Origin of the sequence: Caldanaerobius fijiensis DSM 17918 (genome assembly GCF_900129075.1) — a bacterium.
Taxonomy (GTDB): domain Bacteria; phylum Bacillota; class Thermoanaerobacteria; order Thermoanaerobacterales; family Caldanaerobiaceae; genus Caldanaerobius; species Caldanaerobius fijiensis.
This window is the reverse complement of sequence record NZ_FQVH01000035.1, coordinates 1-24,912: the sequence shown is the minus strand read 5'-3', so window position 1 is coordinate 24,912 and position 24,912 is coordinate 1. Positions and strand designations below refer to the sequence as shown.

Sequence of the window (24,912 nt, the reverse complement as noted above, 5' to 3'; positions counted from 1 at the left end):
GTAGGAGCATATAACATAATGAAAAAGTATCTGCGAAGGATAGGGAGACCTATCACGGCAGTAGTGGGGTTGGACACCCCAGTTGCGTACCGATGGGACTTTCATCGAGGTTTCATCGGGAGCACGAAGCGCGCCAATTCATTGGCGATGTAGTTCACATGGTGAGCCTAATTATGAGGACCATCCTGTAGGATTCAACGCAAATAATGAATATTTTGATGAAGCAGATGTCAGAAGAGCAGCTTACTGGGCAGTATTTTCAGGTGCTTGTGGTCATACTTATGGAAACCACAACATATGGAGCATGAATACTACTTCGGAACCATACTTCCCTATGACGTGGAAAGAAGCGTTATTCAGACCTGGAGCTTCTCAGCTGAAATACTTAAAATCGTTAATAGAAAGCAGACCTTTTTTTGAACGGATCCCCGCACAGGATATTTTGGAAGAAAATTATACTGGAGCACATCATATGAGAGCTACCCGGGGAGAAAGATATGCATTTATATATAGCCCCAGTGGGTTAAAGATAAAAGCAAGATCAGGGATATTAAATGGTACAAAGGTGTTAGCTCAGTGGTATAATCCACGAACAGGCGAATTTTCAAGAATAGGTGAATACGAAAATAAAGGATGTATTGATTTTATGCCTCCTTCAAGAGGAAGAGGAGATGACTGGGTGTTGGTTCTTGACGCTGTATAAACAAATAGATTAACAAATACATGAACGCGGCGCTGTATTGATAGGCGGCATAATAAATCAACTCCTGGCACTAATACGAAATAAGATTTAAAAAATTCTTTTCGCCGTATGTATAAAATTGCTTACTTCAATGCGACTTATATGGCGAAAGGAGGGAAATCGATGGCTGTTACATTTAATCTCAATGGTTCAAGGTTGACCATAGAATACGACGGCGGCGTGGATGAACAGGGCAGAAAAATCGTCTTGAGAGGCAATTACAATATAAAAGCCAGCGCTGCTGATCAGGACGTCATGGATGCGGCTATAACCATCGCCAATCTGCAGAAGTACCCTGTAAGCCAGATTTTAAGGCAAAACACGGGCATACTGACCCAGGAGGCCTAAAAACTAAAAGCGTTTAAAACACCTGAAGGACTTTTGCAGGCCCATCTTAAAATCCTATCAATCTTCCGTAGAAAGAAGGTGAAATCTTGAAAACCCTTATAATGGTGTTTAGAAACTCCATAGGCCGTTTAGTGAGGATAAGCGTAGACAATGTCAGAGACGATATCACCGAAGCCGATATAAAAAACGCGATGGGTACGCTGGTGGCAAAAAACGTCTTTGAAATATCCAATGGCGAATTAAAAGAGCCCATAAGCGCCAGCATCGTCACCACACAGACTCAGGAATTCGATCTCGTGTTGTAAAAATCCAGCCCTGGCATATGCCAGGGTTTTACTTTTAATACTTTATTCGTCAGGAGGTTGTTTTATGGAGGATATATTATCACAGGTGGCAAATCTAGGTTTCCCTATAGTAGTCAGCATATACCTTTTAGTGCGCATTGAAAATAAGCTGGATACCCTTACCCAATCAATAAACGAACTGGCCAGGGTCATCGATACATTGAAGACCTATCCTCTTAATCGTCTCAGTTAAAAGCCGCTCAAAATTTTTAGCAGACTTTTTGGAACCTTCCACTACATCCTCGTGAGACAATTTGCCGCTGCCCTTTCCTGCTGCCAGATTTGCAATAGAAGAAATACCCAGAACCCTTATGCCGCAGTGCCTTGCCACAATAACTTCTGGAACCGTAGACATACCTATGGCATCGGCGCCCAGCCTCTCAAAAGCCCTGATCTCTGCAGGTGTCTCATAAGAAGGCCCTGTCACAGCCATGTAGACGCCTTTTTTTACATCAATGCCCAGATCTCTGGCCGCTTTCTGAGCTATCTCCAGCAACTCGCTATCGTAAGCCTGCGTCATATCGGGGAACCTTGGTCCAAAAACTTCTTCATTTTCGCCTATAAGCGGATTGTTCCCCATCAGGTTTATGTGGTCTTCTATCAACATGATATCCCCCGGCTTAAATGATGGATTTATTCCACCGGAAGCATTGGTCACGATAAGTATCTCTATGCCCAGCAATTTCATAATCCTGATGGGGAAGGTAATTTCGGCAAGGCTATAGCCTTCATAGTAATGAAATCTCCCCCGCATGACCAGGGTGGGAACACCCTCTATCTCATAGACGCCCAATTTACCGGCATGGCCTTTTACGGTTGACACAGGGAAATACGGTATATCGCGATAATCAATGCATTTTACATCCTTTTCTTTTTCCAGAATATCCAGCCCACTCCCCAGTATGAGGCCTATTTTTGGCTTTAAATCAAAACGATCTCTTATATAGTTTGCTGCTGTTCTATACCGTATAATCAATCTAACACCTCCTTCATTTATGTTGACATAATTTATTATACTATTTTTTCAGCAAGCCGTCTTCCTAAAAATTGACACAATATACGTGGCAAAAGGCAGGAGCACCTGCACGAATAACTGTATATATGGCACCAATATTTTAAGGCTTAATTCTATGTGCTCCGTATAGTTTCTGCCATAAATCATGGTAAATGCAATGATAAAAGCACTAAGCGGTACAAGCAAAAACCTATAATCTTTGAAATTAAAGAGCTTTTGTATACTTTCCACACAAGCATAATAAAAAATCGCGACTTTAAAGAAGCCGTTTATCACCAGGATAATAACAACCAGAGCATCCATGTTCTGTATAAAACCAATCCTCACCATGGTAATAGCTATGTACAACGGGAATGATATTCTGGCCGTTTCATTCACGCCTAATATTGATATTATAAATATGTCATTCAATGCTATAACTACAGCTGCAGCTGTGAGAGCAGCGAGGGTCATGCTAAATGCCTTTTGTGGTTTTGACAGCATAGGATATACGGTAGTAAAGGCTATTATTTCCGTAAACGGAAATTCGAGGGTTATCTGAAAAGCGGTTTTCAGCGGGAGCATTATACCATCTTCTAATATAGGTAAAATACTGGAGAAATCCACCTCCTTCGAGGCAATAAATAAAGAATACTGTATAACCAGCAATACCGCGACTATAATAACATATAAAGAAGACATGCGGGCTATGCATTCAATCCCCAGCATTACAGCATAAGTGATCAAAGCTATATACAATAAGGTGATTATAGCAGAAGGGGTAAGAAACAAGATGGCTGTTTTTAATAATTCCATGAAATTTCTTGTGACAACCGCTGTTAAAATCAAAAAAAATACGATATACATAAATGAAATAACGCTGCCCAGGTTTTTACCCCAGATTTTTAATAAATACTCGACCAAACCACACTTATATTCGTAAAACAATCTCGTATACACAAAGGCCACAACTACCGCACCAAGATACGAAAGAATAACAACAATCCAGATATCCTGTTTTGCCTGTATGCCCAATGCAAACAGAACCGCGCTGCCCAATTCAAATATAAAAATGAGGCTAAAAAGCTGCCATGGATAAATCTTTTCTCTATGCATATCTTATTCACCTGAATATAGTGTGACATCAACATATACTAATTATGCAAAATCCATGACAGCAATTGAGGACAATCCTTTGGTCAATCTTTTCTCGAGCGCAATACCCAGTATCCCCCGCTTTTGACTATTTTCTCGCAATTTCCATAGACGTACATCAATTTATCTACAGCTGAAGGGCCTCCTTGCTTTTTCTGTATGACCACATACAACAACCCGCCTTCTCTTAAATGCTCTATGCTTTGCTCTAAAATAGAATGTACCACTTCTTTCCCTGCCCGTATAGGAGGATTTGTCACGATGTAATCAAAAAGCCCTGTGACTTCAGAAAACCCATCGCTTTTAAATATCGTCACATTATCTATTTTATTTGCCTTTGCATTCTTTATAGCTAATTCCACAGCTCTCTGATTTATATCCACCATGGTCACATGAAGTGAGGGATTTATTTTAGCCAGTGATAAGCCTATAGCCCCGTATCCACAGCCCATATCCAGAAGATAACCCGATAAATTTTCAGGCATGGCATTTATCATGAGATCCGACCCTTTATCCACATACAACCTGGAAAATACTCCTTTATCTGTGGTAAAAAAGATTTTATGGCCTTTTACCTCATATTCAAATCTTCGCAATTCATGAGTGGTTGAGGGATTCTCTGAAAAATAGTGCTCCATAATATTTCTCCTTTCTCAAAGTCATACACCTGAAATTTACCGTTTATTATTTGCGTATAAATCCCGTAATTTCCTTGATATTTCAATAAATTCTTTATTTAACTCATCCACATCCGTTGATCGCTTGGGATCTGATAGAAGACCGGAGAGCTGGGCCAGCCTGTTTTCAAGCAACAGTATTTGCTGTTTGATATCTACCCTGCCAGTATCGGCTTTTTTCTGCACGTAATACTCATAACCCCCATCATATACCTTTACTCTCTGATTGTCGATCTCAATTACCTTGCTGGCAAGCCGTTTAATAAAGTACCTGTCATGGGTTACAAAGAGTATAGTCCCATCAAAAGCCTCCAGTGCATCTTCAATGGCTTCCTTTGACTCAATATCCAGGTGGTTTGTCGGCTCATCAAGTACCAACACATTTATATCTGACAAAAGTAATTTGGCAAACACCAGCCTTGCCTTTTCCCCTACACTTAGATCCACCACCTTTTTATTTACATCATCGCCTCTAAACAGCAAACAACTCAAAAAGTTTCTGGCTTGAGCCTGAGGAGCACCTGTATCCAATACATTTTCCAGCACAGTCTTCTCAAAATCCAGTACCTCTAATTGCTGAGCAAAATAACCGATCTTTACATTTTCAGCGGCTTTTATGCTCCCAGAAGACGGCGCTTCCTCCCCTATGAAAATTTTCAGCAGCGTAGTTTTGCCACAGCCGTTTTTACCCAATAACGCAACCTTTTCGCCCTTTTCTATGACAAAATTTGCATCTGAAAACAATAGCTTTTGCCCAAAACTTTTACTTAAATCTATAGCCTCAAAAATATACCTGCTCACATCTTTTCTGTCAACAAAACTCAGATTTATCTTATCCCTTTCTTTTGGCGCTTCTTTTACTTCCAGGTGTTCAAGTCTTTTGGCCATAGCTTTAGCTGTCCTGGCCACCTTTTTCGCCTTACCTCCATAGAAATCCCTTCCCCCACGCTCTTCACTGCTTTCAGGATGCCAGCTTTTTCTTTCCATATTCTGCGATCTTTCCAGGGCTTTCCTCGCCATCTCTTCCAGCCGCTTTTTCTCTTTCTTATATTGTTGATACTCAAACAGTTGCCTCTGAAACTTTTGCTTTTTCTGATGAACATAAAAGCTGTAATTTCCCTTATATTCAATAAGCTTTCCATCATCTATCTCCAGAATCTTATGAACGACCTTATCCAAAAAAGTACCTATCGTGTGAAACGGTCAACACAGTCCCTTTAAAATTCTTTAAGCAGCCTTCCAGCCATTCTATTGAATCTACATCCAGATGATTTGTAGGCTCATCCAGTATCAGGATATCGGGAGATTTTGATAGCTCAACCGCCAGTATTACTTTGGTCTTTTCACCACCGCTCAATACATCTAACCCTTTTTCGAAAACGCCTTTATCCATGTATAACTTTCCCATTAAAGATGTCGCTTCCTCCAAATCAATACCATAGGATTCAAAATATTGCTTAACTGTCATACCTTCTTTAAATACTGGAAATTGAGGAAGGTACCCCACATTGCCTTTAACAACAATATCACCGCTATCCACCTCTTCCAGGCCTAATATGGCTTTTATAAGGGTGGTCTTTCCGGTACCATTAGGTCCAATCAGTCCCATCTTTTCCCCTGCATATATCTTATAATTTATTCCATCTAATAGCTTTCTTGCTCCAAAGGTTTTGGTTAAATTTGCAATATCAATACATACTTTGGCCACTATGCTACAACCTCCGTTCTAACTCTGTCAGACGTTAAAGAAGCGATTGAAAAACCTCCTGAGAGGGCTGTGGATTTCTTCCACAGAAAAGCTCGTCATAGGGTTTGACGGGACAAAGATTATGCCAAGGTTGCCTATGCCGTTTCTGTAATCAGCATATTCCACCGTCCTCGTATTTCCATTTAAATCCTTAACTTCCATCCATATAAAAGTGTAATACATGCTCAGTATATATAGCACATCCTCATCACTGTTTACGTATTCATTATTTATCTTCATTATGGTATCACCGGATTTAAGACCCATCGCCTGAGCAGGAGAGCCTGGAAAGACATCCAGTATCTTTACACCGCTGGTGACCGGCGCAAAAGCAGGTTTACCCTCTTTTTCATGTTTGAGGCCATACAAAATCAAGAGTTCATGGACAACAGGTGCAAACACGGCAGCAACCCACTTTAAAGCCGAATAGTGCGTCGATAAAACGGCCAATAATATTAAAACAGCACTAAAAGCCATGAGCCTGAACGCAGAATCTCTCGTACGCGCCTGAGGAGTCTGGGTGAGGGATATATCCCCATACCCCAGAGCAGCTACAGCCGGAACGATCATATAATTGGCATTAGCACCTGCTACGGATTTTATGATGGGCCACCAATCAGGCATGGCAATGCTGGTCGTACCATGTAAGGGCGCTGTCGTGGCAGACACCGTCAATATGACAAAAGGTATTGGCCAAAACCGCTGAAGACTAAATCCCCCTACTATCCTGCCGTCATCTCTTGTGGTAAAAATAGGCATGCGGCTCTTGTATCCATCCAGCCATATGAGCAAGCTCTCCATAAGATGCAGTATGCCTACCAGAGCCATAAGTCCTGAAACATCCACTTTGGGATAGCCCACCGTGAGGGAGAAAAAGGATATAAGTCCACCTGCATAGGAAAAACAGATATACCTCGGATGAATCAACATAAGTATTAAGGCCAGCATCCATACATACTCTATGCCCGAGCCTTCAACGCTTATCCCCAGTAAAACCATTATAAAGCTGCCTATAAAGCCGCTTAAAAAGCTGAAAAGGATGGCATCTACTACCTGGTCTTTCAGAGGGTAGAGTGTGTTGCCAAAAAGCTCTATCTGTAATTGTGTAGATCTTCTATACTGCAGATACATAAAAATAAAAACCAGCCAGAAAAATGGCTGAAATATCCCAGCTAATACACCATTTAAAACCATCAAAAATAACTTAATAAACACACTTAATTCACCTACATCCTATTTTTTATTTATTTGAGATTCTAATACGTCGATGGCTTTTTTAAGCTGCGTGTCTTTGTCTCTGGGAACAGTTATGGAATTAAATCCTTTAGGCAATTCCACAGTAATATCAGGCATTATTCCTTTACCTTGTATGTTTACCCCATTGGGCGTATAATACCTTGACACCGTGTATTTTAGGGCAGAACCATCGCTAAACTCCTGCATGGTCTGTACAATACCCTTTCCAAAAGTCTTGGTCCCTATTATAGTACCCGCTTTATGGTCCTTTATAGCTCCTGTCAGTATTTCTGAGGCACTGGCACTGCCCTCATTCACCAGAACAGCCAGGGGTTTGCCCAGGTATTTGGCGTCAGAATATTTATACTCTTTATTGCCATACCTATCCTCAGTGTATACAATAACCCCCTTGGGCAAAAGGGTATCTGCTATTTTTACACTTATCTCTAGTAACCCACCGGGATTATCCCTGAGGTCCAATATAAGTGCCTTCATGCCCTGAGCATTTAATTTATCCAGTTCGCTTTTAAATTGATCATAGGTATGCTCGTCAAACATGGACATTCTTAAATAACCTATCTTATCCTGTAGCATCTCCCCCCTAACTGTCTTAAGCGTTATGGTTTCTCGCTTTATTTTTATAGTAACAGGTTTTGTCTGACCTGCCTTAAGCACTGTTATGGTCACGTATGTGCCTGCAGGTCCTTTCATAAGGGAAACAGCTTTGTCCATGTCTTTTCCACTCACTTTGTGACCATTGACCTCAAGTATCTTGTCATTGGTTTTAAGCCCCGCTTTTGCCCCTGGCGTATCTTTATCAATAGGAGATACTACCACCAGGTTGCCTTCTTTATCAGCGCTAACCACAATACCTATACCTGCATAAGAACCAGCAGTTTGCTCCATAAATTCTTTAAATTCAGCTGGGGTCATATACACGGTATACGGATCATTGAGAGCCGAAGCCATCCCTTTGTAGGCACCGTCCATCAGCACTTCAGGTTTTACCTTATCGACGTAATTCTGCATAAGTATATCCTTTATGGCTAACAATTTGGCCACTTCACGGTATTGCTCAAAATCCCTTCTGGATATAATAACACTGCCGCCGGGTAGTACAATAGAGAAAAAATCTGTTATAAAAAATGTGACAACAGCCGTTATCAAAACAAGCAGTATGGCGCCTGGTAATTTTTTGCGTTTTGACATCTCACCAACTCCATTCAAGTAAATTACCTTAATAATTTATGCAGTATGATAGCTTTTTACTACTTGAGCCAATCCATAGGATTGACCGGCACCCCATCTTTTCTCACCTCAAAGTGAAGATGAGGACCTGTGGACAAACCAGTACTTCCAGACTTTGCAATTGCCTGACCCCTTTTGACCATATCCCCTTCTTTAACAAGCAATGAAGAATTATGGCCGTATAAAGTGCTTATACCATCTCCGTGGTCTATTACCACAGCATTGCCATAGCCTCCAAACCAGCCCGCATATATAACCCTTCCGTCTGCCGATGCAACCACTGTACTGCCATAAGAAGTCCCTATGTCAATACCCGTATGCATCCTCTCCACTTTCAAAATAGGATGATACCTGGGTCCAAATGGATCCGTTATATCATAAACGCCAGGAACAGGCCAGCCCAGCTTTCCACCTGCAAATCTAACGGCGTTTTTTCTCTGCGCTGCTTGTTCCTGCAATTTTTTTATTATAGCTGTAAGCTGTTCAGACTCATTAGATAAATCCTCAATCTGGGATTTATAGGTTTGCTCTTGCATGTTCAACTTTCTCAATATACCGGATCGCGATGCCAGCTGTATGCTTATCTCCTTCTTTCTGCGTTCAATGGCATTTTTAACGCTCGCAACTTCATTTCGCTGTTTTATAAGTTCCTGTTTCTGGCGAGCTATATCCTCCTTTTGCATAGTTATCTGGCTTATAAGGTCTTTATCGTATTTTATAAGGCGTTTCATTATCTCGTAGCGGGATAAAAAATCTAGAAAATTATTTGAATCCAGCAAAACTCCAACATAACCCATAGGGCCGCTCTTATACATAGCTACAACGCGTTTTTTGAAAATCTCATTTTCATCATTCAACCTTTTTTGTGCCGCGTCAAGCTCCTCACTTTTTATTTTTATACTTGCTTCTAGCTTGGATAGCTGCTTCTGTGCCTTGTTGAGCTGCTCCTGAGATTGTACAAGATTTTGTTGAATGATGGCCAACTGGTTTTGCAGATCCGCTTTTTCCCGCCGAATATCATTTAGTTGTTTTTTCTTTTCCTCAATGCTCTTTTGGACATTTTGCAGCTGCTCCTTTTTCTGCTGCAAATCATCAGCATAGCCGATAGGCGAAAAAGCGCTATAAAACGCCAAAGATAAAATCAGCAACAAAGCAGTGCTTAGATACCAGCGCGATCTTACAAGGTGATTCAACTCAATACCCCCTTGAAGTAAAAAATTACACCCTTAAAAACTTCCTTACAGACAAGCCGCTTCCCATCACGCCTATAACGCATCCCAATCCCATGAATAACTTTGCTATATAAGGCAGCAATCTATTGTAAGGGATCAGAGAGAAGATCACCAGCTGGTTATTTAAGGCATCTGTAAGGTAGTAATAAGCATATCCTACGATGACGATAGCTATAAAAGATCCTATTACGCCTAATAAAAAGCCTTCAATCATAAAAGGCCACCTTATAAACCAGTCGGTAGCGCCAACATATTTCATGATGTTTATTTCTCTTCTTCGGGCGTAAACAGCTAATTTTATGGTATTAGAAATAAGTATGATGCTTACGAATACCAATGTACCTATGAGCACGATGCCAATTATCCTCACTATGTTTGTAATTTTAAGTAGCTTGTCCACCACATCTCTGCCATAATTGACCTCTGTAACCCCTTTTATCCTGGAAATAGCAGCCGCTACCGATTTTATCTTGTATGGTTCGGTTATATTCACGATAAACGATTGTGGCAATGGATTATCTTTTTCCAAGCCATTGAGCAGGTAGGCATTTTTGCCCAGCTGCTTTTTGTAATTTTCCAGTGCCTGCTGCTTAGACTCATATTTTACACTTTTCACTCCATCCACTTGGCTTATCTGATTTTTAATGGCGTTTACATCATCTCCTTTGATATTATCCTGTATATATGCCCTTAAAACCAGTTCCGATTCCACCTGAGACGCTATATAATCCACATTCATTACAAGAGCTGTAAACACTCCCAAAACCACCAGTGATACAACAACAGCAGTTATAGCGGCCACCGCCATAGCCCTATTTCTCCATAGATTCACCATGCCCTCGCTTATGAAATACTTAATTCTTCTATATATCATATGTCATACGCTCCCTTTATCTGGTCCTTGACTATATTGCCTTTGACAAGGGTAACAACCCTTTTTCTCATCCTATCCACTATATCTTTGGCATGGGTTACCATGAGCACGGTGGTTCCTCTTCTGTTTATGTCATTGATGATCTGCATAATCGCCCACGAATTGTCCGGGTCCAGATTGCCTGTGGGCTCATCAGCGATGAGTATAAGCGGCTTATTGACCACTGCCCTGGCAAGGCTCACTCGCTGCTGCTCTCCACCGGATAACTGGTGCGGATAGCTGTTAGCTTTATCTACAAGGCCTACCATATCCAGTACCGAGTAAATATGTTTTTTAACATCTTTAATTGGATTTCCCGCCACCAGCATAGCAAATTCGATGTTTTCGTATACCGTCTTATTGGGTAGCAGCCTGAAGTCCTGAAATACCACCCCTATATTTCTTCTGTGATGAGGTATTTTAGACCTCTTTAATCGGCTGATATCCTCACCGTTTACGATTATCTGCCCCGTAGTAGGCTCTTCTTCTTTTAGCAAAAGCTTTATAAGCGTAGATTTCCCAGCACCGCTGGAACCCACTACAAACACAAACTCACCCTTGTTTATGCTCAAATTGATATTAGAAAGCGCAATAACGCCGTTTGGATATACCTTGGAAACACCGATTAACTCTACCATCATTAAAACAACTCCTTAAGTATCCGTAAGCGCATATTTTTCCATAAACTTTATGTATTCGTCAAACATAAGCGCGATTTTTAAGATAACCGCATCGTCAAAATCCCTCAAATCAAGACCTAACAACCTCTGAATTTTGTCCAGGCGATACACCAGCGTGTTCCTGTGAATATACAGGTTTCTGGAAGCCTCGCTTATGTTGAGATTGCTCTCAAAAAACTTTAAAGCTGTATCATACAATTCTTTATCTTCCAGAAAATCTTTTTTGTTTTTAAATATCTCATTTAAATAAGCTTTCTCAATTTCTATAGGTATCTGACTTATCAAACGCTTTAGCCCCAGCTGTTCATAATCCAATATCTTGTTTTTGTCTTCGAATATTTCCCCAAGGACCATAGCTGTCTCAGCCCTTTTATATATCTTTCTTAAATCGTATAGGCTCTTGCTTATGCCGCCTATAGCAACCTTTACTTTTTCATATAATTCTGCAATTAGCGTATCTAAAATAGACATGGCCACCTTTTGGGGGCTGTCGCCGTTTTCTTCCACACTCTTTATGAGAAGCACTTTGTCCGTATCGATATCTATAAGGATTTCCGATGCTTCATCGGGAAACATTTGTTTCAGAATCTCTCTTACCTCTTCAAATGAAGAATTCATCTTGACGAGTATAACCATCCTATCTTTGATAACAGGTACCTCGGTCTTTTCTGCGGCCTTTTCTATATTTATATCGCGCCCCTCTATAATATTGCGAAAAATACTTAACCTGTTTGTATCTGTCTTGTTAAAGCCTATGATCATCTGCTCGATGAGCCCTATATATTTCTGCACCTCCGGAGATAATCCTTTCATAGCAATGCAACACAAAAATTTTCCGTTCATTCTTACACTTTTATAAATCCAGTTGTTTATAACAAAAAAATTGTCGTACTCAAAAAAATCCTCAAAATTCGCTATAGGTATAGAAGTGCCTTCGCTGCTGCCCACAATGCATTTTCCTTCAGCATCGTATATATTAAAAGGCAGACCTACAATATCCATAACCTTTTCGTATACACTTTTGTATATATCCACAGAAATCAACCCCTAATACATAGTATACTATATTAATGACAAAGAAAAAAGCAGAAATAATATCTATATAATTATTTCTGCTTTTCATTTGAAAATCCTTCTTTAATTTAACTTATCTGTTCAAAATAGATTTTTCCGTCTCCTTGTCAAACAGATGTATCTTATTCATATCAAAGGCTATCTTCTGCATATCCCCTTCTTTTGCCTTGCTTCTGGGATCAACGCGAGCTATAATCTGCTGACCTTTTAGATCCATGTAAAGGAACGTCTCTGCACCTAAAAGCTCTACTACTTCGACCTTTGCATCAATAACAGCTCCTGGATTGGCGCTTATGAACACTTCCTCATCGTGGATATCCTCAGGCCTGATGCCCAGCACAACCTCCTTGCCTATATATGACCTGTTGACGAGCTTTTTAACCTTTCCATCAGGCAACTTCAGAGAAAAACCTTTAAACTCCGCATAGACCTCAGAGTTCTTCTCTACCAACCTTACGTCTATGAAATTCATCTGCGGACTTCCGATGAATCCGGCCACAAACATGTTGGCAGGATAATCGTATATGGTCTGCGGCGTATCCACCTGCTGTATAACCCCGTCTTTCATGACGACGATTCTGTCGCCCATTGTCATGGCCTCTGTCTGATCGTGAGTTACGTATATAAATGTGGTCTGAAGTCTCTCATGAAGCTTACTGATCTCTGTCCTCATCTGAACTCTTAATTTTGCGTCCAGGTTTGACAAGGGCTCGTCCATCAAGAAGACCTTGGGTTCACGCACAATAGCACGGCCTAATGCCACCCTCTGCCTCTGACCTCCTGAAAGGGCCTTAGGCTTTCTATCCAACAGGTGCTCAATATCAAGTATCCTCGCCGCTTCTCTTACCCTCTTATCTATCTCAGCCCTTGGCATTTTTCTCAGCTTAAGTCCAAACGCCATATTGTCATACACCGTCATATGAGGGTACAGCGCGTAGTTCTGGAAAACCATCGCGATATCCCTATCTTTAGGCGGAACGTCATTGACCAATCTATCGCCAATATACAGTTCACCCTCTGTAATTTCTTCAAGGCCTGCTACCATCCTCAACGTAGTAGATTTTCCGCAACCTGATGGTCCGACTAATACTATAAACTCTTTATCCTTTATCTCCAGATTGAAGTTATCGACAGCCTTTACTCCGCCTTGGTAGACCTTAGAAACGTTCTTTAAGATAACCTGTGCCATAATTCTTCCTCCAATCATTAGTGTATTAACGTTTACAAACGTTACAGGTATATTATAATATAAATTGTCGAAAATTTATATTATGTATACTATACATAGTTTTATATCATTTTTTGTTAAAAAACGATATACTCTTCTTCCCTTTAATTTATGTTTGACTTAAAGTAACAACTCTGGTATATTAGAATAAAATATAATATTGAAGACATAACAGATAGAGGCGCGCTGTTTATGAGTACTGTATGGGAGATGGGAGAAGTCGATGAACTGCAGAAAAGGAAACAGCGCCGAAGGGCCGGTATTCTCCGTACCGGTGACCTGGTCAGTATGTGAACAACATGCTGACTGTCATCAGCGATGATGGAGAGCTATCTGGTTTATAGTCGTGATGTCTATAATGCCAGCTAGTTATTCCACATAACTAGATTTTTTTATAACTATTTTTATAGGAGGTATTTTAATGAAGAAAAACGTAGCTATAGTCGGTGCCACAGGACTTGTCGGAAGGACTTTTCTCAAGGTACTGGAAGAGCGCAATTTCCCCATCGAAAATCTGTACCTCTTTGCGTCTAAAAAATCAGCAGGTACAAAGATAAACTTCAAAGGCACAGACTATGTAGTAGAAGAACTAACAGAGAATTCTTTTGACCGCCCTATTGATATTGCGCTATTTTCTGCTGGGGCCAGCGTAAGCCTGAAGTTTGCGCCTATAGCAGCATCAAAGGGAGTCGTGGTCATAGATAATAGCAGTGCATGGAGAATGGATGACAGCGTACCCCTCGTAGTACCTGAGGTAAATCCTCAAGACGTTGGATGGAACAAAGGAATCATCGCAAATCCCAATTGTTCCACGATACAGATGGTGGTGGCCTTAAAACCCTTACATGATGCATTTAAGATAAAGAGGATCGTGGTATCTACGTACCAGGCGGTTTCCGGTTCTGGCAAAAAAGGTGTTGATGATCTCAGGAGGACATTAAACGGTGAACAGCCACAGTTTTATCCGCATCCCATAGCCAACAATTGCTTGCCACATATAGATGTATTCCTGGATAATGGCTACACCAAGGAAGAGATGAAAATGGTCAACGAAACCAAGAAGATCATGGGCGACAGCAGTATAAAGGTAACCGCTACTACAGTCAGGGTCCCCGTTGAAAATAGCCACAGCGAATCAGTCAACGTGGAATTTGAAAAGCCCTTTGAGCTATCTCAGGTATTCGACATCCTGTCAAAGGCCCCCGGTGTCATCGTCATGGATAAACCACAAGAGAATGTATATCCACTGGCAACCATTGCATCTGGGCACGACGAAGTCTATGTTGGCAGGATAAGAAGAGATGAAACCGTGGAAAACGGCCTGAACCTGTGGATAGTAGCAGATAACATAAGAAAGGGCGCCGCAACCAACGCCGTCCAGATAGCCGAATTGTTGTTATAAATGAAAGGAGTGGTACAATGCCCATATTTAAAGGATCGGGAGTGGCCATAGTTACGCCCTTTACCGAGGATGGGGTAAACTATGACAAATTGGGAGAGTTGCTGGAATGGCATATAGAAAATCATACAGACGCCATAATCATATGCGGTACTACCGGAGAAGCATCTACTATGACCGATGAAGAGCGAAAGGGCGCTATCAAGTACACCGTTGAAAAAGTCGCAGGGAGAATACCCGTCATAGCGGGAACCGGGTCTAACGACACCGCTCACTCTATTGAACTCAGCAAATACGCTGAAAGCGTAGGCGCCGACGCCCTCCTGTGCATAACGCCCTATTACAACAAGACGACTCAAAAAGGTTTGGTAGCTCATTTCACCGCTATAGCCGATAGTGTAAACATACCCATCATTATATACAACGTGCCTTCAAGGACCGGTATGAACATAACGCCTGAAACGCTCTGCACCTTATCAAACCATCCCAATATAAGGGGCGTAAAAGAAGCCAGCGGCAATATAAGCCAGGTGGCTGAAATCGCCAGATTGTGCAGAGACAAGCTGGACATATATTCTGGCAATGACGATCAGGTCGTACCAATCCTATCGCTGGGCGGAGTAGGCGTTATATCCGTTACAGCCAATATTCTTCCTGCAAAGGTACACGAAATGGTGGAAAAATACTTAAGCGGCGATGTGGAGGGCGCAAGAGAGCTTCAGCTGGAACTTAATCCTTTAAATAACATCCTGTTCATAGAGACAAACCCCATACCTGTAAAAACCGCCATGAACATGATGGGCATGGGCGTAGGCAAACTCAGACTCCCGCTGGTAGACATGGAGGATAATCACAAAGAGATGTTGAGGCAAATGTTAAAGAAATATGGCTTGCTGTAAAGCCATGATATAGAAAGGTGAATAAAATGATAAGGTTGATACTACATGGATGTAACGGAAAAATGGGGAAAAACGTGATAGATGCCGTCAAAAACAGCAGTAAATTTACAATAGTGGCAGGTGTCGACAAAATAAACTCAAAACAGGACTTCCCAGTCTATAGTAGATTAAAGGAGGTTAAAGAGCCTGCCGATGTGGTCATAGACTTTTCGTTCCACACAGCCATACCGCAACTCGTAGAGGATGCCGCAGAACTAAACCTCCCTGTAGTAATAGCTACTACAGGGCTGGACGCAAAAGAGGAAGCCCTCGTCCTTGAAAAATCGGCTCAGATACCCATATTTATGTCAGCAAACATGTCCTTAGGCATAAACCTTCTTGTAAAGCTGGTGACACAGGCGGCAAAAGTACTCTACGAAAACAGTGACATAGAAATTATAGAAAAACATCACAATCAAAAGCTGGACGCTCCCAGCGGCACCGCCCTCATGATCGCAAAAGCTATCAACGACACCCTCGGCAACACATTCAATTTTACTTATGGTAGAAATCCATCAAGCGGCAAAAGGGAAAAAAATGAGCTGGGCATACACGCCATAAGAGGAGGTACTATAGTAGGAGAACATGAAGTGATCTTTGCAGGCCGCGACGAGGTCCTTGAAATCAAACACACAGCACAATCCAGAGCGGTGTTCGCTGAAGGCGCATTAAAGGCCGCTGAATTTATCATCGGAAAGCAGCCAAAATTATATTCAATGAAAGACTTATTAGAGGAAGGATGAAAGCATGAGCACACAAGATGAATTCTTAAATGATCCTTATCAGATCGCCCGATACATAAAAAACGCCAAAAAGTCCACACCGGTCAAGGTGTATGTAGAAGGCAACCTTGATAAAAACACCTTTACAGATTTTAAAGGCTTCGGGTATGGCCCTTTCTGGGTATTATTCGGAGAATACGACATCATCAAAGAATACCTGGAAAAATATAAAAACCTCATCAAAGATTATGTCATCGAAAATGACAGAAGAAATTCAGCCATACCACTTCTGGATATCAAGAATCTGGAGGCGAGGATAGAGCCCGGTGCCATCATCAGAGATATGGTAAAAATCGGGAAAAATGCTGTTATAATGATGGGGGCCGTCATCAATATAGGTGCTGAGATCGGTGAAAACTCCATGATCGACATGAACGCGGTCATAGGTGCAAGGGCTAAAATAGGAAAGAACGTCCACGTAGGCGCAGGAAGCGTTGTGGCAGGTGTATTAGAACCTCCCAGCAGCGTGCCTGTTGTCGTCGAAGACGGCGTATTAATAGGAGCCAATGCAGTGGTATTAGAAGGCGTTCATATAGGCGAAAAAGCGGTAGTAGCTGCAGGCTCGGTAGTCATAGAAGATGTACCCCCAGGAATGGTCGTCGCAGGTGTGCCTGCCAAGATCGTCAAAAGCGTAGACGATAAGACCAGAGATAAAACAAAACTCCTGGATGATTTAAGAGGCTAAAAATCTAAGCGTAAGCCTTTTGCGCGATGCTGCTAAGGCTTACGCTTATCTGTTATTCATCATTTTCTTTTACTTTGTTTCCATTATCGACCTTTTCCATCTTTGAAATGGATACCTCGTACGCTGTCTTTGTTACAACCTCATCCTCTGATATCCTTTTTTGATATTCCCTGCTTTGAATCCTTCCCCACAATCTTATCCTGTCACCCACTTTTAACTTTTCGCTATAGCGGGCATTTCTACCCCAAGCGATCACAGGTATATAATCAGATTTCCTGTAAGCCCTGTTTACAGCTATCAACAAATCAGTGATTTCCCTGCCAAAAGGCGTAGACCTGTAAACAGGTTTTTTACATATATATCCGTCTATAAATATTTCATTGGGATTTTTAACCACTTCGTCGTCACCTATCACTTTTAAATCCCTCACGAATACCGTAAGCACCAGATGCCTTTTGCCGTCTTCAGTCGTCCTGTTATAAGACCTGAGCTGTCCCTCTATTTTAAGCCGCGCACCTTTTTTTATGTCCATGCCGGGTATGAGCCTCTCCGATATGGTCAAAGGCAATAAATCCTTGCTCTCACTCAACCTTGGAACCTCTATGGTGGTCTGATAAAAGACCTCCCCAAACAACTCATAACCGTACTCAAGATCCGAAATGATCTTGCCTACAATATTTACAACATTATTTGCCAGCTGGTTGGCCATTTTCCTCTCCCCTTCAATCTTAAGTTCTCTATATAAATATATTGTTTCAATAAAAAAATATGATTATTAACTGTAAAGGGCGTCAAATATTGCCTCACCTGCACCATGTTCTGCCTTGCCACCCATCAAGAGAATCATGTCGTTTTCAAAAGCGTTTTCAATAGCGCATCGCAAAGAATCGCCCATATTATTGAAAAATACTTCTTTCCCATCCTTATTAATATTTTCACTTTGTTTAATATCTGAAGATATAAAAATCACTTTTTTTATATCCAAAGCATCGCACCAGTTTTCTATAGAATTTTTCATCTCATCGTTAAATCCGCTATCCTCTATCAGCTGACACACCACAATAAGCTTGTTGTAATCAATAAACTGCAATGATTCGAAAACCTTTTCTAAGCTATATATATTCATACACCTATTATCAATTATAGTAAAACGGTTATCGTACACCACTTCCATATTGTGTTTAATCGTTAGCTTCTTTAAAGATCTCCTGACATCACAAATATCTTTGTCCATGAAGATTGATGCAGTAATAGCTGCCAATGCATTGTACACGTGAAAATTCCCTACCATTTTTAATTCAAAAGGATATTCAAAAGGTTCTATCAGCCTTCCTGAAAAAGTCACCACATTTCTCTGCAAACAATAAATAAATCTGGTACTCTCACGTGTACACGATAAACTTGATGCGGTAATAGTTGATTTGCCATTTAAACCAAATGTGATTACTGGTGTGGAATTGTTCACTGCCAATATATCCAGTAAAATTTTATCATCAGCGTTGGCTATAAACAACCTATCTGCTGGTATACCTTTTATCAATTCTTTTAACCTGCCATTTATCAGCGATGAATCATATGAATTAAGAAAAATATAAACGTTGTTATTGTAAAAAACATCTTCCTGTATCATATTGACGTCGGTTATCTCATTTATGACAGGAGTTTTAGACTTACATATCGCTTTTATCATGTTAGAAGTAGTCGATTTACCTAAAATGCCCATAATAGCCAGATTTAAATCCACAGTCATCAACTCCTTCAAGCTAGTATTATTATGTTAATCCAAGCAGGTTTTATTTATGTATAAAAATAACAGCAGGATAACCTGCTGTCGAATATAAAAACTTCATTTTATATTTCTTATGGGGCTCAATTTTATGGCACAGCCTCCATTGGTTTTTAGCTGTATATTTAGCACATCAGAAATGGTAACCTCTCGCCTCTCATGAATTATCTGTGAAGGTGTATCGCCGTCCTCATATATATCTGCAGCATATTTAACTCCATGGTCCAGAAAATTCAGCGGTATGCTTGTGACCCTGGATGTGTTGCCACCGCAGATTGAACCTATAAACCAGTTATCGCCGTACCTTCTCGCTATTGTCACAAATCGGCCTGGATAACCTTCTATAAGTTTGGTGTCATCCCATGTGGCAGGACACGCCTTCAAAAACTCTATAGCGTCGCCAATGCTTTCATAGGATTCGGGCTTATCGGCCAGATGCTGAATATTGGACTCAAAAATTACGGACAAGGCAGTCTGGTGAGCCCAGGTAGTTTGATTCCTGTTCTGAGAATAGGTGACAGGAGTATAATCCATGGGGCCTATCGCATTGCGCGTAAAAGGCACTGTGCAATTGTGCTCTGCCGTAGGGCCATCAGACCATTTGTAGTACTCAGCTCCCAGAATCCCTTCCCTTGTCATAATATGCGGCCATCTGCGGCGCTCGCCAGCAGGCTTTGTAGCGCCGTGATATACCACCATAAGGCGGTACCTCTCCGCAGCCTTAGCTATTTTATCGTACACCTGAATCCTTTCCTGGCTATCACTTTCGAAAAAGTCTACTTTGATCCCTTTTACACCCAGCCCTGCAAGCCATGATAGCTTGTCGTGCAATTCATCATCTGTTTGCAACTCTTTATAATGATACCATACGAATATCCCGATATCTTTATTCTTCGCGTAATCTACCAGCTGAGGCAACCACTCAGGCTTCCAGCCAGCGTCACAAAGGTAGTATTCCCATCCCATTCTATGCGCAAAATCCACGTATTTAACCTGGGTCTCATAATCCTCGGTGCTGTCGCCGGACCACCAGGACCACGCGGAACGACCTGGTTTAATCCATGAGGTGTCAGCTATTTCACAGTCAGGACTCAGATTTTCGATCAAAGTGGATTCTACTATATCAGCGAGAGAACCGATTATAGCAACCCTCCACGGCGTATAAAAAGGCCGATTACTCATAACCACATTTTTTTGGTCAGGGGCAAAAGTCACTTTTAGCAATTTTTTCTCACTATCTCCTTGAATATGCGACCCACAATAATCCCCATAAACCGATGCCTCTGAGATGAGAACCCAGTTTTCCTTATTATTGAGCAGTACAGGCATTCCAAAATTTCCAGCCAAAAGTTCTTCATAGGAGCGCTTGTTGTAAAAACCCTCATAGTGAGGTACAAAGTCTTGAGCCCATCCGATCGTGCATTCAGGAATTGTGAATGCACTGGCCTCAAAAGCTATATTTATAGGCCCTTCTCCGGGAATATGATAGCGAAAAGCTATGCCATCATTGTAGGCGCGGATTATAAGGTATAGTATATGTAATTTCTTTTTAAATTTCAGGATGAGTTCATTTCCACAATTTTTATATACCGACTTTTTGCCCCTACCATAGGATAAGATTCGCAAATAGTTTTATGCGAAAATGAGATGGGTGTCAAACCTGATGTAAAGTCTGCAACACTGGTAATTATGCCCAGAGGTGAATTCTCAAATATTACCTGGCCATTTCTGGCAACAGAGTACTCCAGGTTTCCGCTATCATAAAGCATAACCTTTACAGCAATATTGCTGTCAGGCGATTTCAGATCCCATACCTGGACCGGCGAATTATTTGATAACATAATCGTCTCCCCCTCTTATTTGATAATTTTTAACTTTATATACGGATTATTTCTTTTTCTATATTATTATAATATAAGCATCTGTGCTTTTTTCAATGAAATTTAGCACATCATCAATCAAATTATTAATGTATCTCTTGGCTAAATAGTCGTCCCCTTATCTCTTCTTCCAGTTCCACCAATGCTTTAACGACCTTCTGGATTGTACCAACTTCCTGCCTTTTTCTCTATATCTTCAAAAGCATAGTCCAGCGGAAGGGCATCTTTGTATGGCCTTTTACTAACGATGGCATCAAAACTGTCAGCAACAGCAATTATTTGTCCTTCCAGTGGTATGTCATTTTCTGAAAGTCCTTCTGGATATCCACTACCGTCCCATCTTTCATGATGTGTAAGTGCTATAGTAGCTGCTTTTTCCAGTATACTCGAAGAGCTTCCCGAAAGAATTTCATATCCTATAGTTGTATGTTTTTTCATGATCTCCCATTCCTCATCATCGAGCTTGGCTGGCTTTAAAAGTATTCTATCTGGTATCCCGATTTTGCCTATATCGTGAAAAGGAGCGGCAAATTCGATTTCCGCCACATCTACCGCACTTAACCCAAGCTTTTCTGCGAGCTGCCCTGCAAGCCAGCCTACTCTCAACGTGTGTTCGTGAGTTTCATCATCCCGGTATTCAGAAATCAACTGAAGTTTCGTAAAAAGTTCCATTATAAGCTGTTCATTTCGCTGTTGCAATTCTTTAACCGTTTCGTTTAATTGTCGAAGGTCTTCGAATATAACCATTTGGAAATACCGCTTACTTTTATAAAAGTTGACAACTTTCAAAGCCAGTTTCAACCGCGTTTCCAATTCTTTTAGATTCACGGGTTTAGTCAATAAATCGTCGGCTCCTGCACCGGCTGCTTCATCCATAGCTTTTTCATCTGTAAGAGCTGTTAACATCAATACCACGACGGGATAGTTGCGCTCTCGAATCTCCCGGGTTGCTTCTATACCATCCATAACAGGCATTGATATGTCCATCAGCACTACATCAACAGGAATTTTTTCAAGTTTATCCAATGCTTCCTTCCCATTAGCAGCTTCCACAACCCCATATCCCAGATATTTCAGATATTTCACTATAAAACTTCTGCTGCTTACTTCATCGTCCACAACCATTATCCTTGCCATTTTAATTCACCTCCAGTTAACACAAAAACAATCGCAATCGCCATATTGCTATAGAACATTTTTCTTATTCTTCTCATAAACGTAGCTATAATTTCAGGATCTCCTTGAACCAGCAAAACAAAGGTGTCATAAAGAAGGAAATCGCGTTCATCCACCATTTCCAGTCCTTTTGCCATGATTTCTCTATCCAACAGCGCTTTGATAAATGACTTCACCTGTTCCAGATGAATTTTCACCTTCTCATCATCATCATACACTAAAAGCAATTTATCACCAAGTAAAATCTTAAGCCTTGAAGCAAGTTCTCCGATGTCTATTTCTAGTCCCATAAGGTATGTATCAGTTTTTTCTATTTTCCCGCCTACATATAACACGAGTTTACTTCTATTCAGAGCTTCTTCCCCTCTTAACCGGTATAAAAGCTCATCTCCACCGATATCCGGCAGTCTCAGACCTGTGATAACGAGATCAGGTGAATGCTCAAGGGCTTTTAAATATCCTTCTTGTCCTGTTAACGCCTCTACCACCGTATAATCTGACACTATTTTCCTTAGAAGTCTTCTGGTTGATTCATCTGGCTCTATTAAAAGTACGTTCACATGTTCCTTATTTTCGTAATGAGACGGGCGGTAGACTCTAGGAATTTCAATATGGAAAGTTGTGCCTTCCCCTACATTACTTATAAATGTGATTTTACCTTTCAGAAGATCGACAAATTTTTTTACTATCGCCAGTCCCAATCCAGATCCACCTGATTCCCCACTAACAAACGGTTCAAAAATTTTTTCTTGCAGTTCCAAGGGAATTCCACTTCCAGTATCACTCACTTCTATTATGATGCGATCACCTCTCACCTGAAGAAATCCTTTTATTTCTCCGCATCCTGTGTATTTCACCGCGTTACTCAAAAGATTTGAAAGAATCGTTGATATTATCCTGAAATCTCCAGAAAAAGGTTCTTCTCCCTGGAAGTGAAAATCAAAATGAAGCCCTTTCTGTTGAGCAAGCAATTCGTATTCTTTCATAATTTGTTTAAACATTTCAAAACGCACCGGTTCCACTTTTACATAGAATCCTTCCGTCTCGATTCTTGAAAGATCAAGCAGGTTATTTATAAGTTGTGTCGCCCGTTTCACAGCTGATTCTATCTCTTCTAACAGTTCTGAAAGGTGAGAAACATCGCCATAAACTCCCAGTTTCGCTAATTGAAGATTGCCCTGTATAACGTTGAGAGGTGTTTTTAATTCGTGTGATATGGACCTCATGAATGTTAGACGGTAATTCGAAACTTCTTTAAGCTCACTGTAAAGCCTTTCGATCTTCTCACTGTCCTCAATCTGTAATAATTTGAAAGCAACATCATTCAAAAGTTCATGTAAAAGTCTTTTTGTAAAGGGATCATCCACCTTTAAAAAAATCGTTACTGTTCTATAATCTAGCCGTTCGAAACCTGTATAATCAAAAGGAACATCTGGAAGCATCTTAAGGTTCTTGTATAACAACCTGTCCTTATTAAAGACAGCAAGGTTAACTTCTGGATGTTTGGTGACATCCTCCCTCCACCGAGGTGGAGAGCATCCCCAGATCAAGCACCTTCTGTATCGTTCTCGGCCTATGGGGTTTGCCATAGATGCATTACCGTCGATACAAACAGTAGCCAATCTCGGGTACCTCTATCGGATTGACTTTCTGTGTCACAGAAAGTATCTCGATAATCGGGGTCATATGGCTATCGCTTGCGCAACAGCTGCGCTGTCCATATACCTTCTATGCCTCTCGTTCAACACCTTCTTTATCGCTTCATGTCTTCTCTTCTTGTTGTATCTATATCTCTCTATTATCTCTTCTATTTCCTTATCTTCCGCCCGCGCCCTTATGTTTATTGCACCCACGTGATCCGCGTCATCTTCATATCCGCAGCATGTGCATTTGAATCGCTTTCCATCTCTGCTCTTTTTATCGACGTTGTGGCATACAGGGCATTCCTGTGATGTATACGCAGGTTCAACTCCAATATGGTCTTTTCCATGCCACTCCAACGCTTCCTGCAGCTTTTTCAATAACTGCCCTCTTGCCCAGTTGGAATCTCTCCTGTTGCTTCTTCTGCCGCGGTCGAATTCCAGTATGTTTAAGTCTTCCATGGACACGAGCACCTTCCTGTTTTTTATGTCGTTCATGAAGTTTTTGACCGCAAGGGTTATTTCCTTCTTCACGGCATGTTCATAAGACCTCAGAACACGGTTCAGGGCCTTCCTGCCTTGTAGCATCCTGTTAATATTGCCTATCTTCTCCCTCAATCTCTGCTTCCTTTCTTCAGATGTTTCTTTCTTCAGCCTCTTTCTGTATTTCCGCATCAACACTCTCAACTTGCTCCTGTTGCTCAATTTGGGCAACACTGCTCTATCGTACTTCTCTATCATCTGCTTGAAACTTCCGTACGTTTTGTTCTCCGATGTGTGCAGCAGTTCCGTTTCTCCCACATCCACTCCTATGATCTCATCGTACTTGTACTCCTGAGTCTTCTTTGTTACCGGTACGCTTACTTTTATAAGGCCGGATTTTAATACCTTTATCGTCGGCGAACCGTTTTTATACTGGTTGAGTCTTCTTATAGAGTTTCGTGATGTGTTCAGCGGTATCTCCATCCATTCGCCCTTTTTTAATGTCTTTACTCGAATCACATAATC

26 protein-coding genes, 1 pseudogene and 1 riboswitch are annotated in these 24,912 nt (G+C 41.1%); of the genes and pseudogenes, 8 read left to right on the top strand and 19 right to left on the bottom strand.

From position 1 onward, the window contains the following. The first annotated feature begins 82 nt into the window (after positions 1–82). From BUB87_RS11525 to BUB87_RS15115, 4 genes are all read left to right on the top strand, one after another. Positions 83–703, top strand: coding sequence for a glycoside hydrolase family 140 protein (locus BUB87_RS11525; protein ID WP_073345586.1), 621 nt, complete (start codon positions 83–85; stop codon positions 701–703). A gap of 162 nt (positions 704–865) precedes the next feature. Continuing rightward, positions 866–1,090, top strand: a complete 225-nt coding sequence (locus BUB87_RS11520) for a DUF1659 domain-containing protein (protein WP_073345583.1) — start codon at positions 866–868, stop codon at positions 1,088–1,090. Positions 1,091–1,176: 86 nt separating this feature from the next. Next, positions 1,177–1,395 (top strand): DUF2922 domain-containing protein, encoded by a 219-nt coding sequence (locus BUB87_RS11515; protein WP_084111267.1) that lies wholly within the window; start codon positions 1,177–1,179, stop codon positions 1,393–1,395. A 64-nt stretch (positions 1,396–1,459) separates the two neighbouring features. Next, positions 1,460–1,627, top strand: coding sequence for a YvrJ family protein (locus BUB87_RS15115; RefSeq protein ID WP_073345581.1), 168 nt, complete (start codon positions 1,460–1,462; stop codon positions 1,625–1,627). Here BUB87_RS15115 and BUB87_RS11505 read toward each other — a convergent pair. The 12 genes from BUB87_RS11505 to BUB87_RS11450 form a co-directional block, all read right to left on the bottom strand. Further along, the gene (locus BUB87_RS11505; RefSeq protein WP_073345579.1) at positions 1,562–2,410 is read right to left on the bottom strand and encodes a purine-nucleoside phosphorylase; all 849 of its coding nucleotides are present in this window, start codon (positions 2,408–2,410) and stop codon (positions 1,562–1,564) included. The two genes, BUB87_RS15115 and BUB87_RS11505, sit on opposite strands and share 66 nt — an antisense overlap. Positions 2,411–2,458: 48 nt before the next feature. Beyond that, positions 2,459–3,544 carry a GerAB/ArcD/ProY family transporter gene (locus BUB87_RS11500; protein ID WP_073345576.1) on the bottom strand — a complete coding sequence of 362 codons (1,086 nt, stop codon included), beginning with the start codon at positions 3,542–3,544 and terminating at the stop codon, positions 2,459–2,461. 83 nt (positions 3,545–3,627) lie between these two features. Further along, positions 3,628–4,221: a class I SAM-dependent methyltransferase gene (locus BUB87_RS11495; protein WP_073345574.1), complete on the bottom strand. Its 594-nt coding sequence runs from the start codon at positions 4,219–4,221 to the stop codon at positions 3,628–3,630. Between the two features lie 36 nt (positions 4,222–4,257). Further along, complete coding sequence (locus BUB87_RS11490; protein ID WP_073345571.1) at positions 4,258–5,439, bottom strand: ABC-F family ATP-binding cassette domain-containing protein; 1,182 nt, start codon at positions 5,437–5,439, stop codon at positions 4,258–4,260. Beyond that, a complete protein-coding gene (locus BUB87_RS11485; RefSeq protein ID WP_073345569.1) occupies positions 5,432–5,968 on the bottom strand; it encodes an ATP-binding cassette domain-containing protein in 537 nt (178 codons plus the stop codon). The genes BUB87_RS11490 and BUB87_RS11485 overlap by 8 nt, the downstream gene beginning before the upstream one ends. Before the next feature lie 27 nt (positions 5,969–5,995). Further along, the gene (locus BUB87_RS11480) at positions 5,996–7,222 is read right to left on the bottom strand and encodes a PDZ domain-containing protein (RefSeq protein WP_084111265.1); all 1,227 of its coding nucleotides are present in this window, start codon (positions 7,220–7,222) and stop codon (positions 5,996–5,998) included. A gap of 18 nt (positions 7,223–7,240) precedes the next feature. Next, entirely contained in the window at positions 7,241–8,452 is a 1,212-nt protein-coding gene (locus BUB87_RS11475) for a S41 family peptidase (protein WP_073345566.1), read from the bottom strand. 59 nt (positions 8,453–8,511) lie between these two features. Beyond that, a complete protein-coding gene (locus BUB87_RS11470; RefSeq protein WP_084111263.1) occupies positions 8,512–9,684 on the bottom strand; it encodes a murein hydrolase activator EnvC family protein in 1,173 nt (390 codons plus the stop codon). 25 nt (positions 9,685–9,709) lie between these two features. Next, the gene (gene ftsX / locus BUB87_RS11465; protein WP_073345564.1) at positions 9,710–10,597 is read right to left on the bottom strand and encodes a permease-like cell division protein FtsX; all 888 of its coding nucleotides are present in this window, start codon (positions 10,595–10,597) and stop codon (positions 9,710–9,712) included. Further along, a complete protein-coding gene (ftsE, locus tag BUB87_RS11460; RefSeq protein ID WP_073345589.1) occupies positions 10,594–11,274 on the bottom strand; it encodes a cell division ATP-binding protein FtsE in 681 nt (226 codons plus the stop codon). Before ftsE ends, ftsX begins: the two co-directional genes overlap by 4 nt. 15 nt (positions 11,275–11,289) lie before the next feature. After that, positions 11,290–12,351 (bottom strand): PucR family transcriptional regulator, encoded by a 1,062-nt coding sequence (locus BUB87_RS11455; protein WP_073345561.1) that lies wholly within the window; start codon positions 12,349–12,351, stop codon positions 11,290–11,292. Positions 12,352–12,463: 112 nt separating this feature from the next. After that, positions 12,464–13,579, bottom strand: a complete 1,116-nt coding sequence (locus BUB87_RS11450) for an ABC transporter ATP-binding protein (protein ID WP_073345559.1) — start codon at positions 13,577–13,579, stop codon at positions 12,464–12,466. Between the two features lie 207 nt (positions 13,580–13,786). Further along, a riboswitch (Lysine riboswitch) is annotated at positions 13,787–13,958 on the top strand. An 81-nt stretch (positions 13,959–14,039) separates the two neighbouring features. Here BUB87_RS11450 and BUB87_RS11445 point away from each other — a divergent pair. Genes BUB87_RS11445 through dapD form a run of 4 tightly spaced genes read left to right on the top strand, consistent with a single transcriptional unit; the run spans position 14,040 to position 17,422 of the window. Then, complete coding sequence (locus tag BUB87_RS11445; protein WP_073345556.1) at positions 14,040–15,020, top strand: aspartate-semialdehyde dehydrogenase; 981 nt, start codon at positions 14,040–14,042, stop codon at positions 15,018–15,020. A 17-nt stretch (positions 15,021–15,037) separates the two neighbouring features. Continuing rightward, a complete protein-coding gene (gene dapA, locus BUB87_RS11440; protein ID WP_073345554.1) occupies positions 15,038–15,916 on the top strand; it encodes a 4-hydroxy-tetrahydrodipicolinate synthase in 879 nt (292 codons plus the stop codon). Positions 15,917–15,942: 26 nt separating this feature from the next. Further along, positions 15,943–16,698 (top strand): 4-hydroxy-tetrahydrodipicolinate reductase, encoded by a 756-nt coding sequence (dapB, locus tag BUB87_RS11435; RefSeq protein ID WP_073345551.1) that lies wholly within the window; start codon positions 15,943–15,945, stop codon positions 16,696–16,698. A 4-nt stretch (positions 16,699–16,702) separates the two neighbouring features. After that, the gene (dapD, locus tag BUB87_RS11430) at positions 16,703–17,422 is read left to right on the top strand and encodes a 2,3,4,5-tetrahydropyridine-2,6-dicarboxylate N-acetyltransferase (protein WP_073345549.1); all 720 of its coding nucleotides are present in this window, start codon (positions 16,703–16,705) and stop codon (positions 17,420–17,422) included. 52 nt (positions 17,423–17,474) lie between these two features. Here dapD and BUB87_RS11425 read toward each other — a convergent pair whose 3' ends face one another. The 7 genes and pseudogenes from BUB87_RS11425 to BUB87_RS11395 form a co-directional block, all read right to left on the bottom strand. After that, the gene (locus tag BUB87_RS11425; protein WP_073345546.1) at positions 17,475–18,131 is read right to left on the bottom strand and encodes a single-stranded DNA-binding protein; all 657 of its coding nucleotides are present in this window, start codon (positions 18,129–18,131) and stop codon (positions 17,475–17,477) included. A 66-nt stretch (positions 18,132–18,197) separates the two neighbouring features. Next, positions 18,198–19,166, bottom strand: a complete 969-nt coding sequence (locus BUB87_RS11420) for a Mur ligase family protein (protein WP_073345543.1) — start codon at positions 19,164–19,166, stop codon at positions 18,198–18,200. A gap of 102 nt (positions 19,167–19,268) precedes the next feature. Further along, positions 19,269–19,592, bottom strand: a complete 324-nt coding sequence (locus BUB87_RS15110; protein WP_407641843.1) for a glycoside hydrolase family 97 C-terminal domain-containing protein — start codon at positions 19,590–19,592, stop codon at positions 19,269–19,271. Continuing rightward, a pseudogene (locus tag BUB87_RS11415) lies at positions 19,590–20,977 on the bottom strand (glycoside hydrolase family 97 catalytic domain-containing protein); the annotation flags it as partial. The pseudogene BUB87_RS11415 and the gene BUB87_RS15110, both read right to left, overlap by 3 nt. 258 nt (positions 20,978–21,235) lie before the next feature. Then, entirely contained in the window at positions 21,236–22,225 is a 990-nt protein-coding gene (locus BUB87_RS11405; protein ID WP_073345536.1) for an HD domain-containing phosphohydrolase, read from the bottom strand. Further along, the gene (locus BUB87_RS11400; RefSeq protein ID WP_073345533.1) at positions 22,213–23,886 is read right to left on the bottom strand and encodes a hybrid sensor histidine kinase/response regulator; all 1,674 of its coding nucleotides are present in this window, start codon (positions 23,884–23,886) and stop codon (positions 22,213–22,215) included. Before BUB87_RS11400 ends, BUB87_RS11405 begins: the two co-directional genes overlap by 13 nt. Before the next feature lie 60 nt (positions 23,887–23,946). Next, on the bottom strand, positions 23,947–24,912 hold a 966-nt coding region (locus BUB87_RS11395), incomplete at its 5' end, for an RNA-guided endonuclease TnpB family protein (RefSeq protein WP_143156691.1).

Coding starts and splice junctions, on each gene's coding strand:
- BUB87_RS11520 (WP_073345583.1), top strand. CDS start 866: ATGGCTGTTACATTTAATCTCAATGGTTCAAGGTTGACCATAGAATAC.
- BUB87_RS15115 (WP_073345581.1), top strand. CDS start 1,460: ATGGAGGATATATTATCACAGGTGGCAAATCTAGGTTTCCCTATAGTA.
- BUB87_RS11500 (WP_073345576.1), bottom strand. CDS start 3,544: ATGCATAGAGAAAAGATTTATCCATGGCAGCTTTTTAGCCTCATTTTT.
- BUB87_RS11495 (WP_073345574.1), bottom strand. CDS start 4,221: ATGGAGCACTATTTTTCAGAGAATCCCTCAACCACTCATGAATTGCGA.
- BUB87_RS11475 (WP_073345566.1), bottom strand. CDS start 8,452: ATGTCAAAACGCAAAAAATTACCAGGCGCCATACTGCTTGTTTTGATA.
- ftsX (WP_073345564.1), bottom strand. CDS start 10,597: ATGATATATAGAAGAATTAAGTATTTCATAAGCGAGGGCATGGTGAAT.
- ftsE (WP_073345589.1), bottom strand. CDS start 11,274: ATGGTAGAGTTAATCGGTGTTTCCAAGGTATATCCAAACGGCGTTATT.
- BUB87_RS11450 (WP_073345559.1), bottom strand. CDS start 13,579: ATGGCACAGGTTATCTTAAAGAACGTTTCTAAGGTCTACCAAGGCGGA.
- BUB87_RS11445 (WP_073345556.1), top strand. CDS start 14,040: ATGAAGAAAAACGTAGCTATAGTCGGTGCCACAGGACTTGTCGGAAGG.
- dapA (WP_073345554.1), top strand. CDS start 15,038: ATGCCCATATTTAAAGGATCGGGAGTGGCCATAGTTACGCCCTTTACC.
- dapB (WP_073345551.1), top strand. CDS start 15,943: ATGATAAGGTTGATACTACATGGATGTAACGGAAAAATGGGGAAAAAC.
- dapD (WP_073345549.1), top strand. CDS start 16,703: ATGAGCACACAAGATGAATTCTTAAATGATCCTTATCAGATCGCCCGA.
- BUB87_RS11425 (WP_073345546.1), bottom strand. CDS start 18,131: ATGGCCAACCAGCTGGCAAATAATGTTGTAAATATTGTAGGCAAGATC.
- BUB87_RS11405 (WP_073345536.1), bottom strand. CDS start 22,225: ATGGCAAGGATAATGGTTGTGGACGATGAAGTAAGCAGCAGAAGTTTT.